This is a genomic window from Psychroserpens citreus (genome assembly GCF_055686305.1).
This window is the reverse complement of record NZ_CM145999.1, coordinates 2,921,595-2,935,630: the sequence shown is the minus strand read 5'-3', so window position 1 is coordinate 2,935,630 and position 14,036 is coordinate 2,921,595. Positions and strand designations below refer to the sequence as shown.

The 14,036-nt window shown below is 33.5% G+C and carries 9 protein-coding genes; all 9 read right to left on the bottom strand.

Annotation, left to right across the window (positions count from 1 at the left end):
* Position 1: 1 nt before the first annotated feature.
* Positions 2–802, bottom strand: a complete 801-nt coding sequence (locus ACTU6T_RS13105; protein ID WP_460218645.1) for a sulfite exporter TauE/SafE family protein — start codon at positions 800–802, stop codon at positions 2–4.
* Positions 803–900: 98 nt separating this feature from the next.
* Positions 901–1,908, bottom strand: a complete 1,008-nt coding sequence (locus tag ACTU6T_RS13100; protein ID WP_460218644.1) for a LacI family DNA-binding transcriptional regulator — start codon at positions 1,906–1,908, stop codon at positions 901–903.
* A gap of 72 nt (positions 1,909–1,980) precedes the next feature.
* Positions 1,981–3,516, bottom strand: a complete 1,536-nt coding sequence (locus ACTU6T_RS13095) for a T9SS type A sorting domain-containing protein (RefSeq protein WP_460218643.1) — start codon at positions 3,514–3,516, stop codon at positions 1,981–1,983.
* 343 nt (positions 3,517–3,859) lie between these two features.
* On the bottom strand, positions 3,860–4,774 hold the full coding sequence (locus tag ACTU6T_RS13090; RefSeq protein ID WP_460218642.1) for a glycoside hydrolase family 17 protein: 915 nt from the start codon (positions 4,772–4,774) through the stop codon (positions 3,860–3,862).
* 27 nt (positions 4,775–4,801) lie between these two features.
* Positions 4,802–6,367 carry an MFS transporter gene (locus ACTU6T_RS13085; protein ID WP_460218641.1) on the bottom strand — a complete coding sequence of 522 codons (1,566 nt, stop codon included), beginning with the start codon at positions 6,365–6,367 and terminating at the stop codon, positions 4,802–4,804.
* A 25-nt stretch (positions 6,368–6,392) separates the two neighbouring features.
* Positions 6,393–7,838, bottom strand: a complete 1,446-nt coding sequence (locus ACTU6T_RS13080; protein WP_460218640.1) for a glycoside hydrolase family 30 protein — start codon at positions 7,836–7,838, stop codon at positions 6,393–6,395.
* A 56-nt stretch (positions 7,839–7,894) separates the two neighbouring features.
* Positions 7,895–9,187, bottom strand: coding sequence for a glycoside hydrolase family 17 protein (locus tag ACTU6T_RS13075; RefSeq protein ID WP_460218639.1), 1,293 nt, complete (start codon positions 9,185–9,187; stop codon positions 7,895–7,897).
* Positions 9,188–9,204: 17 nt separating this feature from the next.
* Positions 9,205–10,476 carry a glycoside hydrolase family 17 protein gene (locus ACTU6T_RS13070; RefSeq protein WP_460218638.1) on the bottom strand — a complete coding sequence of 424 codons (1,272 nt, stop codon included), beginning with the start codon at positions 10,474–10,476 and terminating at the stop codon, positions 9,205–9,207.
* A gap of 11 nt (positions 10,477–10,487) precedes the next feature.
* Positions 10,488–13,934, bottom strand: a complete 3,447-nt coding sequence (locus tag ACTU6T_RS13065) for a hypothetical protein (RefSeq protein ID WP_460218637.1) — start codon at positions 13,932–13,934, stop codon at positions 10,488–10,490.
* Positions 13,935–14,036: the final 102 nt, after the last annotated feature.

Genomic DNA, 14,036 nt, shown 5'->3' with positions numbered 1-14,036 from the left:
GTTAAAGTAACTCTTTAAGAATAATATAAATTCCCATAACTAAAACAAACCAGCCGAAGCCTTTTTTGAGTTTTTTCCCATCAATAAAGTTAGAAAGATAGACACCTATGAAAATACCAATGATAGCAATTGACGTAAATAGTAATAAAAAGCCCCAATCAATCTCTAGATTTTCAACGTCCCCAATAAAACCAATGAGGGATTTTATCGCTATAATTAAAAGTGATGTAGCTACGGCTTTTTTCATTGGGAGTTTAGCCAACAATACCAAAGCAGGTATGATTAAAAACCCACCTCCTGCTCCTACAATTCCAGTTATCACGCCAACAATAATACCCTCTATAAGTATTAAAGGATAATTAAATGATCTTTGTTGTGAAATTTTATCATCACAATTCTCTCGCTCTCTAATCATTGTAATTGAAGCTAGTAACATAATGATTGCAAAAAACACCATGATTGCGATATCTTTTGTAATGATGAAGTTTTTAATGGTTACTATTTCAGAAGGAATAATTGGAATTAAAAATCGTCGAGTGAGATATACAGCTATTAAAGCTGGAATTGCAAAAACTATAGCTGTTCTAAAATCAACAAGACCTTTTTTAATGTTTTTAAACGCACCAAATGCAGAAGATATCCCAACTACAAACAGCGAATAAGCCGTTGCAGTAACTGGGTTTAAATACATTAAGTATACAAATATCGGAACCGTTAATATTGATCCTCCGCCTCCAATAAGACCAAGAACTATACCAACCAAAAGCGCTCCTAAATACCCTAAAAGTTGTGTGATATCCATTGCACACAAAACTAATTATAAATAGTAATTAGAAACTAATATTTACGGAAGTAATTTTAAAACAGTAATAGATAAGTAATGCTTGAGTAAATAAAATATTATTTGGTAGTTCCTCTAAGGATTAATTTTGTTTTAATAGTCTTAGTAGTATTCGCTATAGGCTCCTTAGCATTTAAACGGTTAACAAGTATCTCTACAGACGTTTTACCAATATCTACAGTATGCTGTGAAATTGTTGACAATTTAGGATCTGTAAATTGAAGAACGTTTTCATCAGAAAATCCAATTATAGAAAGTTTTTTTGGGACATCAACACCTAGTTTTAAAGCCTTTTGCAACGCAACTACTCCTGAGGTGTTATCAATGGCTAATACTCCATCAATTGTTTTATCAGAGCTTAACGTGTTTTCTATTCGATCTTCTAAAGATTCATTATTAGCGATTGTAATTATATTAGGCTTGTTTTTATATCCAGAATATTCATCTAAAGCTTTAAAATACCCTTTAGCCCTAAGCTTACCAACGCTCAACTCATCAATACTACTTATAAGAACAATATTTTGTCTACCTTCAGATAGCAGATACTTAGTTGCCTCATATGCAGCTCCAAAATCATCAATAATAACCTTATCACAAGATATGTCATCTGAAACCCTATCAAACAATACAACAGGTATATTTTGCTGTAATATTAAATTGATATGATCAACTTTATTGGCTACTTGAGTTTCTTCAGCTATTGACATAATAAATCCATCAACACTACCATTAGACAATAGCTGTAAACTACTAATTTCCTTATCACGTGTTTCATTAGAAACACAAGTAATGATATTATAACCATGCTTAGTCGCTTCCTCTTCTATAGCAAATAAAGCCTTGGCAAAAAAATGATTTAAAATATTTGGAATGATAACACCAATAGTATTGGTCTTACTATTTTTTAAACTCACTGCAAGTTTATTAGGCTTATAGTTCAAAAATTTCGCAAGAGCCTTGACACGTTCAATGGTATCTGGGCTAATCTCATCACTATCATGTAATGCTTTAGATACTGTAGATACTGAAACATTTAATTGTTCAGCGAGTTGTTTTAGTGTAACCATGGTTGAATTGAATAAAAAAGAGTGTACTCTTTATAAAAATACACTCTTTTATTTTGATTAGAAAGGGTAAAATTATTTTTTAATCAATTTTACAGTTTTACTTCCAGTTGCCGAATTAATTTTGGCAAAATATAATCCATTATTTAATGTCGAAGCATCAATCGTTATATCAGTAGCATTTGGTGTTAATTCAACTACTTGCTTACCTAATACATCAAATACTTGAATAGATTCAATGTCTTGAGTTCCTACAACGGTCCAACTATCTGTAGTTGGGTTAGGGAATACAGTAAACTCATTTCTAGTTAAATCATTTACCCCTAAAGTATTTGTTGTACTGAAAAATATATTATCGATATATACAGTTCCATTCCCTGTAAATAATGTTTGCTTAATATCTGTTCCATCCCAAGTTCCGTTTACTAATGCAGGGTAGTTAGCAAAATGAGATAATGGAATAAATACGCTCACCCATTGTCCTGTTTCTAGAGGAGCATCTAATCCTGGTCCAAATCTAAAAAATGGTTCTTCAGGATTTCCACAACAAATAGTAGCGCTTAAAGAATCATCCACTAAAGAAAAGTTAAATCCAGTAGATGTTGTCGCATAATAATTTAAATGAACATAGGTATAAGTTCCAGTGGCATTAAAATTCTCACCTAATCCACTACCAAAGAAATCTAAGTTATCTAACTTCATTACTTTATCACCAGATAATGTTTCTTCGGTGATTGTAGATGCACCTCCACTAAAATCTTCAAAATTGAACCCAGCAAAATCTGATTCATTAGCATTACCACTCAATCCGCTATAGATATAAAAATCAGATCCTGTAGACCCGTTATTTTGAGGACCAGCTGTAGGTTCATCGGCAGGACATTCTGGGCAATCTGGACCACCACAATCAACACCAGTTTCGTTTCCATTTTGGATACCATCATCACATGAAGGAGGACATTCTGGGCAATCTGGACCACCACAATCAACACCAGTTTCGTTTCCATTTTGGATACCATCATCACATGTTGGGTCTGGAGCACCAACTTGTTCTATATCGTCAATATAATATGTTCCACCAACAGCAATTGGAGGACATGAACCACCTTCGCACGCAGGATCATAATCAGGTTGGATAACAATAGTTGAATATTTCTCAGTTCCTAAAAGTCCAGCTTGATCAGAAAAATCAAAAGTAACTTCAGTCCAAGTATTAGCCGTCGCAACTACAACATCTCTATTGTAAGTAGGAAATGGTCCTTCTCCCGTTGGTGCAATTTGCACCTGAAATCTTAATTGAAGATTTGCCTTAGTCGACCAAATTTTCATAGTAAACACAGTACCATTAGCAAAATCAACTAATGTTGTTGCTTGTCCAGGTGTCTCATATCCAAAACCTGCAAACCAAGCTGCACCAACATCTTTAACAGTCTCTAAAACTCTAGACGATGTATTAATACCACTTGGATCTGGATTAGCAATATTAGCAAAACCAATTCCATCAAATTGAAATGAAGCTGTCGTTGTTCCATCTTCATAGTCAAACGGTAACGATTGACCAAATACCATGGCCGTTGCCATTAAAAACGTTAACAATGTAATTTTTTTCATAGTTATATATATTAAATTAGTAATTATTCAAAATTTTTATTAAGAGTATTTCATTTTCTTAAATTTAAGTACTTAAGTCTAAGATTTTCGTATTTTATACCGCAACAAAAAACATACAATCAAAAATTATTTTGATTTTGTTTAATTATCTCATAAAAACCAGTAAACAAAGTCAATTGGAGCTATTATTTGTTTAATTTATTTATTTAGACAAAAGCTTTTTTAACTTTTATGTTGTGGTAATGTTGTGAAAAACATCAAACATGTATTGGTTTATTTCTTTCGGGAATTCTAATGTTGTGTTATAAATTTTCAGAATTCTAAAAACTCAAATACATTATTATTAAAACTTAAGGTTTTCATGCTTATCCCAAAGCCCCCAATATGCACCTACATCACCTTCATCTCCAGTTTTCCATGACTCGTCAAACGATGAGAAATAAAATATTGGTATATCATTTTCTTTAGTCCAAAGCATTGTATCAATAAAGTACTTCATTGCCTGTTCAGGACCTGCTTGAGCTCCTTTTAGCCCTCCTCCTTCACTAGGCCAACCAGTTTCAGTAATAATAATAGGTTTACCTTGAGCAGCGTCAACTACTTGACCATACATTGCTTGCATATGTCCTAAAGCATATTCAATTGGACAGCCTTCCCAATAGGGGTATAAGTTGGCTAATACAACATCAGAATTCTCTACTAACTCTGGGTGACGAGAAAACTCATAATATGCATCTACATATCCAACAGGTATATCTAAACCTGAAAGCGCCTCTCTAACTCTTTTGATATAATTAAGTAATTGTTCTAAAGACAAATCATTTCGATATAAGACTTCATTACCAACGGCAGCAACATCTACGTGACCTGCTTTAGCCAAGGCAATCAATCCTTCAATTTCCTTTTCGTTGTCTTCCAAATCATCACTCAACCAAGCCCCTACTAAGGTTTTTAAACCATGTTTTTTAGCAACAACTGGAATGTGCTCATTACCTTCTATACATGAAAACGAACGAATAGCTCCTGTAAAAGGCTTTAATATAGCTACACGACGTTCTACCTGTTCTATACTAATTTCATCACCAGGTTCTTGTCCATCTTCATACATACTAAAGCATATACCATGCATACCATCCTGAATAGTTTTTCTCCATAAAGCTTTTAATTCTTCTAAGGAATACTTTGTTGTGTCAATACCTTGCGTATTAATTTGACTATAGCCATTAGATTTATAATACGATTCTACTCTATACGACATTCTTTAATTCTATTTATTTGATTTGATTTATAATTCGCCTCGTCGTTCAACAAGTTCTTTCTTAATTTCTCTAGATCTGTCCTCACTTAAGTTATACTTCCACATAACCCAAACTGCGAGAGCAGCGGTTAGAGATGGAACTATGATATCTGCTATCCTTAGATTATTCATAGTTTCTACAGATTGCTCTGTAACATTTGGATCAAAACCAACAATACTTAAAATTACACCACCTAATACAAGTGCTATGGATTGTCCAATTTTAACCATTAACCAATAGATAGCTCCAAAAGTCCCTTCTTTTCGAGGCATCCCATTTTCTAATTCATCTAAGTCACATACATCTGCAGTCATGGACATCATTAAAGTAAACAGACCTCCCATACCAAAAGCAAACAAAGGAATTGGCAGAAAAATCAACCATGGCACTTCTGTACCTGGATCAATACTAAACCAAGACATTCCGATACTTTCTAATGTAGGGTTTATGGATTCAAAAATTGAACTTACACCAGCATTTAAAGACTGACCAAAGTCAGTTTGATTAAATTGATTATTTAAATCTTTATCAAAGCCCCACCATTTTAAAATATAGCCGACAATTGATAAGATTGTTGATATTATAAATGCTTTTTTCTTACCCCATTTATTTGCCATTCTTGAAATGATTGGTATTACAATAAACGCTGTGATTATAGCATTAATAGTATTAAACCACGCAGGCCACGTTCCTGCTAATTCATAACTTCCACTATACATGTAAAACACTATGATAAAAACACCGAACGCAGCTACTAATTGAAATCCGTTAAATACTAAAAAGGTAGCCCCACAAAGTTTCATAAAAGGCTTGTTTTTTGTGACTTGCTTAATACCTTCCCAGAGGTCTTTCATATTTGTAGCTAAAGACTTGAATGTTATTTCTTTTCTGTTTTTCATGTGAGATGAATCGATTCCTTTACAGAATAATGCAGGTAAAATTCCAAAAACAACACACATGGCACCAACAATAAGCGCCATTGTTCGAACACCTTCAGTTTGTGTATTAAAGGTGTCTGTATCAGGAATAATAACATACAACCAAGGAACAATCATCCAAGCTATTTGTCCCATGGTATTAGAAAATGCCATAAGTCGAGTACGCTCATTGTAATCTGAAGTCATTTCATATCCAAGTCCAACTAATGGTGTCGCGAACATCGTATTACCAATTAAGAATAATAATTGAATAACCATGACATGCCAAATAATGTAAGACTGTGATGCATCATCATCAATTTGCCACATTAAAAAGAAAAGTATACCACTAATGATTGCACCAACAAAAATGTAAGGTCGACGTCTTCCCCATTTTGATTTGGTGTTATCAGAAATGAATCCCATAATTGGGTCAGTAATGGAGTCAAATATTCGTGGTAAACCACCTAATAGACCAGCCCAAAGTGGATCAACACCCCAAGCTGTCAATAAGAAGAATTGAATAAAAACACCGAGTGTACCAGGTAAAATATTTAATATAAAATGACCTGCTCCAAAGGCTGCTTTTTGTCCCACTGGAACTTTATCTTTTGCTGCTGTTTTAATGTTCGACATAATTTTATTGGTGTTAGTTAATTTTCTATGATTTCGGAATTACAATCGTTTGAATTGCTTGACCGTTTATTTTAATATCTACATCGTTTTCGTATAAATTAAGAGTAAAATCTTTTGCAATATCACCTTCATTAAAGACTACTACAGCAATAGAACCATCCGGATTCTGAGCAGCAGTTATCATTAAATCTTTATCAGGATTTTGTACATCAATTACCATGGCATTTGGGCGAATGTATTTGCTGAAATGCGCCATTGTGTAGTATAATGGTGTAAAATACACTTCATCCGTATCAGGATTAACAATAACAGGAGCTATACACCAGTTTTTAAACCAATTTGGACCACCTTTGGTATCCAAAACCATATTCCAATCTACCCATCCATCTACCCAATTATTAAGGCATCCAATGATATCTCTAGCATATCGGTTAACAGGTGCGTATTTAGGATGATAATGTTTATCCTCTTCTGGAGCCCAAGTGTAACCCCAATCTGTTGCTTCTTTCTTCCAATACCATGTATCATCTTTCCATACAGGAATCTCTGCATCAACACAGGCTTCAGATTGTATTAAAAGTTTATCTGGAGCTTTATTGTGAGCATATTGTAATTCTTCAGGGAATACTTCAAATGTGCTGGCATACCAATGAATAGCAGTTCCATCAAAGTATTGAGACGATGCTTCGTCTTTAAATTGAGAATCTATCCATTCCTTTAAATGCTCTCTATTTTGATCATATCCTAAAATTTTAAGATCTCCCTTCCCATCTGCCTCCAACTTTGGCCCCAAATAATTCTGAACAAAGTTTGTCATTTCATCAGGTGTATAATGCATACTTTCCCAATTACTCCCATTTCCAAGAGGTTCGTTTTCTACTGTAAATCCCCATAAATCAATACCCTCAGCTTTGTATGCATCGGCATACTTTGAAAAAAACAATGCCCAAGTATCGTAATATTCGGAAAGAAGTTTACCTCCAACCCATTTGTTATTATCTTTCATCCAAGGTGCCGCAGTCCAAGGAGAACCAAAAATTTTAAATCCGTCTGTAGAAGCAGCCATAGCATCTTTTATAAACGGTATTAAGTCTGCTTTATCTTCCTCAATACTGAAATGCTCTAGATTTTTATCACCTTCAACTGGGGTATAAGAGTAATTACTCAATGAAAAGTCACAAGAATTCATATGTGTTCTTGTTAATGAGTAATTAGCGCCATCTTTACTGAAATACGCATCAATGATTTTTTTACGATTAGTTTTACTCATTTTATTTAACAAGTAAGCCGAAGCTTCGGTAAAAGCGCCTCCAAATCCTGTTATTTTTTGATATGTTTTATCAGGATTTAGTGTAATTACAATAGAAGAATCATTAGTAGATAAATTGGCTAGTTTTGTTAACTGATGTCCACTTGCAGACGTTTCATATACATCAACTTGTAATACCTTTTGTTTTTCAGTGCAACTCATACCAATGATAACTAAAGACAGGATTGAAAAAAATTTTACGACTCTCATTTTTACTGTTAATTTGACTTATGAGCAGTTATTTCTGCTTCTGTTGGCGGCACTAATACATCTTTCATTAAAGCCTCTTTATCTCCATTATAAGTTTTGGTGATAGGATTACCACCTCTTGTTAATCCTTTAAACACACCATTATCAACCATATCCCATAATGCAAATTTTGCTTTACCATCCACTGTAAACAAACCAAAATGATTTTCTGAACCTTCTGGATTGGCTGCATCTTTCCATGGCTCATCAAAGCCTTCAAAATAAAAGCATGATATGTTATTTTGATTTGTCCAATCTCTTATCAATTGATGGAACTTAGCTTCTTTGTACTCATCGGTTGCTTTGGCTCCTTCAGGACCATAAAAACTATTAGACACAGAAGCCCAACCTGTTTCTCCTATGTGAATGGGTTTATCTACTCCAATACGTTTCATATAATCATATACACTTTGATACTGAGATATTGAATAAGCCAAGGAGCGATCCATAGCCGAATCAATTTTTTCAATATCAGATAATTCATTCTCACTTTCTGGAACACCCCAAAAATCAGGATTGTAGTGGGTGTCATGCATTGGATATGTATGCATAGAAATGAAATCTACTGCCTTAATTAAGTCATTAAGATCCTCAACATGATAACTCTCTTCTCCTCCGCCCCATGACGCAAAATTATCTGAACTAGTCACCCATAACTCTTTTGGTAATTTTCCTGATTTTTTTAAATCTTGTAAATGGTTAACCCATTTTAAAATAATCCAAGGTTTTACATAATATTGCGCTTGCCATGTAACCATAGCTTCATTACCTACAGCTATAATCTTTACAATATCTGGGTATTGATTCGCTAAGGACACAGCTGTATCTATTTCTATCGCATTAGATGGATTATCTTGATTGTGATCTGGTTCCTTATCAGTAAATGCATCTTTACAATTAATCCAAACCCCAAGCATCACATACATTTCGAAGTCAGCGTCTTCTTGTTTCAATTCTGAAATTGCTTTTAATACATTGGTAGCATGTGGTAAATGCAATTTATAAGTTCGTAAGATACGGATGCCCATTGCGGATAATAATTTCATATCTTCCTTAAGTTCTTTGATTGTTGGTTCAATATCATGATTGGAATGTCTATAACCACCATAAGACATTGCTAGATATTCCGGATTACCTAATATATCCTGAGCCGTCATCTCTTTTTCTACCACTGTTTCTTCTTTAGATTTTGGTTTTTGGTTACATGACCACATAAGTACCAATACAACTGCAACAAAAACAATATATTTAGTCAATTTCATAATCTTGTTAATATTTATTAGCAATAACTCTTTATTGGCGGCACTAAAACATGTGACATCAATTCTTCTTTATTACCATTATATGTTTTAATTATAGGATTTCCATTTCTGGTTAAACCATTAAAGACCTTATTATCTACCAATTCCCATAATGGAAATTTAGCTTCTCCATTTATTTTAAATAAACCGAAATGATTTTCAGATCCATTAGGGTGATGTGCATCTTTCCATTTCTCATTAAACGCCTCAAAGTAAAAGCAAGAAATCCCTTCGGTATTAGTCCATTCGCGCATCATTTTATAATATAAGCCTTGCTTATACTCATCTGTTGCACGAGAACCATTAGGTCCATAAAAACCTTTAGATACTGTCGCCCAACCTGTTTCACCAATATGAATTGGTTTATCTACTCCAATATGTTTTAAATAATTGGATACATTAGTATAATGTTGCTTCGCAAAATCAATTGCACGTGTCATTGCCGAATGAATTTTATCAAATTCTAACAAATCTTCTTCAATATCAGGAACACTCCAGAACTCCGGATTATAATGTGTGTTGTGATATGGATAGGTGTGCATTGATATATAATCGACAGCGTGAATTAGTTTATTTAAATCTTCAGTGTGATAGAGGTGATCTCCTCCTCCCCAAGATGCAAAATCATCAGAACTTGTAATCCAAAGGTCTTTTGGGAGAATCCCTCCCGATTTTAAAGATTGTAAATACTCGACCCATTTTAAAATAACATTGGGTTGCACATAATAATTCTCAGCCCATTTTACCATAGCTTCATTACCAACAGCAATGATTTTAACAATTTCAGGGTAAGAAACTGCCAAAGAAACTGCTCTATCAATTTCACCAGCATTATTAGGACTCTCCACGTCATGATTAACCGGATAATCTGTCCATGCATTTAAGCAATCAATCCAAGCACCAAGCATGACGTACATTTCGAAATCACTATCTTCCTTATTTAATTCGGTGATAGCCTTTAAAATATTTGTAGCTTGTGGCAATTGTACATTATAAGTTCTTAGAACTTTAATGCCCATTGCTGATAATAGTTTCATATCTTCTTTGATATCATCTATTGTAGGTTGATGATCTCTAGACTTTTCACGATATCCACCATAAGATATAGCCTGATACTTCGGATTTCCCAAAATATCTTTAGCAGTTATCTGTTTTCGTGTATGCATTTCTTTTTGAGGTTTAGAATTTCCATTAAATGATATACCCATTGAAATCAAGACAAATACTATGATATTTAATTTCAATGTCATGATATCACTGTTTATTTTAATATTGAATTGCTAACATTAACTATAATCTTCTCTATTACACCCGAGCGATTAAAAATAGTATGACTTGAATCTTTATCTAAGGCCAAACCATTGACAGTAACACTTGAATTATCTGTATTAACAACATTGATATTATTGTTGTTAGCTAATTGGTATACGATAGGAACTTGACAATATGTAAATGCCAACGCACCTGCTTCCAGCTCAATATGCTTCCAATCTCCATGTACATTAACATATCTATACGTTTTTTCACTTTCCAAAAATTCATCCTTTCTCAACAAACATGGATTGAATGTTAATTGCCCGTCATTAACAAAAACACCTAATTCTCCAATTCTAGACAGTATATCTTCTTTTACTTGACCAGTCATTCCAGGCTGTTGTGCCCCTTTACCTCCAGGCGTATGTGAATAAGGATCTGTAGGAAATGCTCCATATAATTGAGGAGACTTATGTGCTCCAATACCTTCATTAATTTCATAATAGTGTTCCAATAATCTTCCAACTATCTCATCAGTTTCTTTGTCTTCTATTGCTTTGAGACAGCTCTCTTGAACCGCTAATTGCAACTTCGAAACCATGTGCCAATAAATTGAACCTAAACCTTCATAACCATAAAAAGTTCCAGAACGTCCAGTAAACGCTTTATGATTAAAGACGTCTTCAAAAGTTTTCAATAATTGAGCCTCTTCGCTTTTGGCTAATTCCGCATATTTAGAATCTTTAAATGTAGCTAGTGCCTCTTTTAAACTATTAGCATTATTGAAATTTCCATTGAAATGGTATTTACCTTCAATATCTCTAGTTATAATTTGAGCATTACCATCGTCTACGAGTTTAGTCAATAATTGCGAATCCTTAACTGCACTTTCAGGAATCGTATTTTTCTGCATAAAACGCGGTAATTCTTTATTAGGATACAGCAAATAACTATACTGATCTTCTCTAAACAATTTACTTTGCTTCATAGCATCTAGCACTTTCAATGACTCAACTCCAGACAAATATCCTGAACTTAAAGCCGCTACTTGACCTTCTAACATTTCGTCTAGATGAGAAATAGAGACTTCAGAATCATTCACTAAAGACATTAAATTATAGGCATGATGCAAATTATCAGTACGTTTATTTGCATCTATAGTATGCTCTAAATATTGCAAAGTGATGTTAATAAAATATTGCAATTTATCTAATGAAATTTGTTGTTTTGCTCCTGAGAATGCCTTATCATAGATAGTAGTTCTATATACACTTCCTGCTTCACCTAACCCATCCAAAATCATTTTTCTATCTGTATCAGAAATTGTTCCAGAGAGGATACTCTTGTTGGTATCTAAAGTATCTACTACACTATTGAAAAAAGTTACTAATTCCTCTGAAATTTCAGTAGAATTGGTAGCTGAACTTGATACCACTTTTTGAAAGAAATGAAGAAAGCGTCTCAAGTAATTTAAAGTCACCATAGAAACACCATTTCCAACTAAAGCGTTGTTAGCATCATTCCATTCAGGTCTCTGTGTATTTAACCAAATACCACCTTCTGGAATGAAATTAGATACTTTAGCTAAGACTGTGGCTAATATTTTTTCTACGAAGTTTACCCTACAAATTATAGCATTTTGATTTCTTAACAAAGCGCCATCAGCACCAATCTTTAATCGCAATTCATTAATTCTTTCGTCTGAAGCATCATCAAAATCGATGGTATCTTTTGGATTGTTTAAAGTCTCTTGATATGTTTTAATTCGATAAGGCACATTGGCATATACAAATACATCTTCATTGAAATAACTGGACAATAATCCAGGCTTATGATCTTCTATAAACTCTAAAAACTTTAACAAATAAATAATCTGATGATCTCCCCAATACCCAATGTAAGACCAAGGATCGTCTGGTTCAATAGTTTCCCAATCAAAACCTCCTTTAGTTACTCTATAAGGATTATAACCATCAAAAGTAGTAGCATTTAAAAATTTATGAATCATACTTTCTATAAACTCAGGATATGCATGTGCTAAAGCTTCCCAGTTTTGAAAAATATCTCTCCAATTGCCTTCATAATCTAATATTTTAGACCCATCTATTTCATTTCGTGTATTGATTGAAAATTTATTCCAAGGTCTACTAGGATCTCCGTGTCTTCGACTAAATTTCAATGGCATATATTCTAAGCAAAGACGTCTAAAATTCTTATCATCACTCTTATAGGCTATTGCTTTCAATTCTGAAACTGAAAACACTTCAGGCAATTCATTTAAAATTGAAGTCGCATTTTCAAACGCATTACGATTTGCGTTTTGCAAATAATTCTTAAAATCCCAAGTTTCAATATTATAATTATCATCAAAGATTCCTCCTCTCATGATATTAAACAGCGTATTAGCAAAATGTCTTGTATCTCTCTGTGAATCTGCAGTAAGTTGTATTCCATCTGCAGAAGCATTGAGTTCAATTAAGCGACGTGTACCATTATCAATATCATTTTGAACAGCACTTGTAAGTTGTTTATCTGCTTTGATACGATTCATAATCGCAGCAATTGAAGCATGATCTTGATTAACATTTCCTATTAATAACCACTCTCTTTTTCCATGAGGAGATAGTTCAATATCGGCATTGATGAAATAAGCACCTTTTTCAGCTCGTACATCAATTTCCTCTTTGATTCTATTATTTTTTCGAAAATCGTTAAGTTGAAGTGAAGATAATAGGTGCTTTGGGTTTTCAAACCCAACAGACCAAGCGATATTAGCTTTTAAAGCTTCACTTGGCTCAGCCTTGTCTACAATTATTGCACTTAAGGCATAAATACCTAAACCTGCTTCTTTCTCCAACTCACTTTTCTTGTAAGCATCTACCAGATTACTCACTCTGGTTTGCGTATCTGAAGGCACACCATAAGGCACAATATTTTGGAATCCATCAAGTATAGAAATACTTACTTCAGCATCTGAATCATTAATTAATGTCGATTGTTTTACAAACCCAAACTCATTACTTGAATTCCATTGATATCTAAAGGTGATTTTTAAATCATGATTAATTTCTTCGAAGATAATTTTGTTTCCGTAGATATTCTTATAGAGATTTCTAGTTGTGTTGTAAATTCCTTCTTGTCGAATTGAAAAAGGCTCCCAAAGATGTTTTGAATTTATCCAAAAAATAGATTTACTTCCAGTGATTTCAGTAGACTCTGTAATTTTATCATCAGTATAATATGGGAAGAATGAATATTCACTATTCTTTCTACCTGCTGACAAGCCTCCATTACTTGATATGAACATCCAGTGATTAGAATCACTAACAATGCTCATGAAAAATGGACGCATTTCATCACTATTAGATATCTTAAAATAAGACTCATTATCTATTACAAGTTGTTCCATGTCTGAACTTATGTTTAGAGTTTCTTCTGTAGGGGTATCTATCATAGTTGATTTCGTAAAATTATTATTCACTATATATTAGTTCGTTGCTAAAGCTGACTTTAGTTAAGTTAGTTATGAAGGTTGAAAGTTTATAATGCTCTCAAC

Coding starts and splice junctions, on each gene's coding strand:
- ACTU6T_RS13065 (WP_460218637.1), bottom strand. CDS start 13,934: ATGATAGATACCCCTACAGAAGAAACTCTAAACATAAGTTCAGACATG.
- ACTU6T_RS13070 (WP_460218638.1), bottom strand. CDS start 10,476: ATGACATTGAAATTAAATATCATAGTATTTGTCTTGATTTCAATGGGT.
- ACTU6T_RS13105 (WP_460218645.1), bottom strand. CDS start 802: ATGGATATCACACAACTTTTAGGGTATTTAGGAGCGCTTTTGGTTGGT.
- ACTU6T_RS13090 (WP_460218642.1), bottom strand. CDS start 4,774: ATGTCGTATAGAGTAGAATCGTATTATAAATCTAATGGCTATAGTCAA.
- ACTU6T_RS13100 (WP_460218644.1), bottom strand. CDS start 1,908: ATGGTTACACTAAAACAACTCGCTGAACAATTAAATGTTTCAGTATCT.
- ACTU6T_RS13085 (WP_460218641.1), bottom strand. CDS start 6,367: ATGTCGAACATTAAAACAGCAGCAAAAGATAAAGTTCCAGTGGGACAA.
- ACTU6T_RS13095 (WP_460218643.1), bottom strand. CDS start 3,516: ATGAAAAAAATTACATTGTTAACGTTTTTAATGGCAACGGCCATGGTA.
- ACTU6T_RS13075 (WP_460218639.1), bottom strand. CDS start 9,187: ATGAAATTGACTAAATATATTGTTTTTGTTGCAGTTGTATTGGTACTT.
- ACTU6T_RS13080 (WP_460218640.1), bottom strand. CDS start 7,838: ATGAGTTGCACTGAAAAACAAAAGGTATTACAAGTTGATGTATATGAA.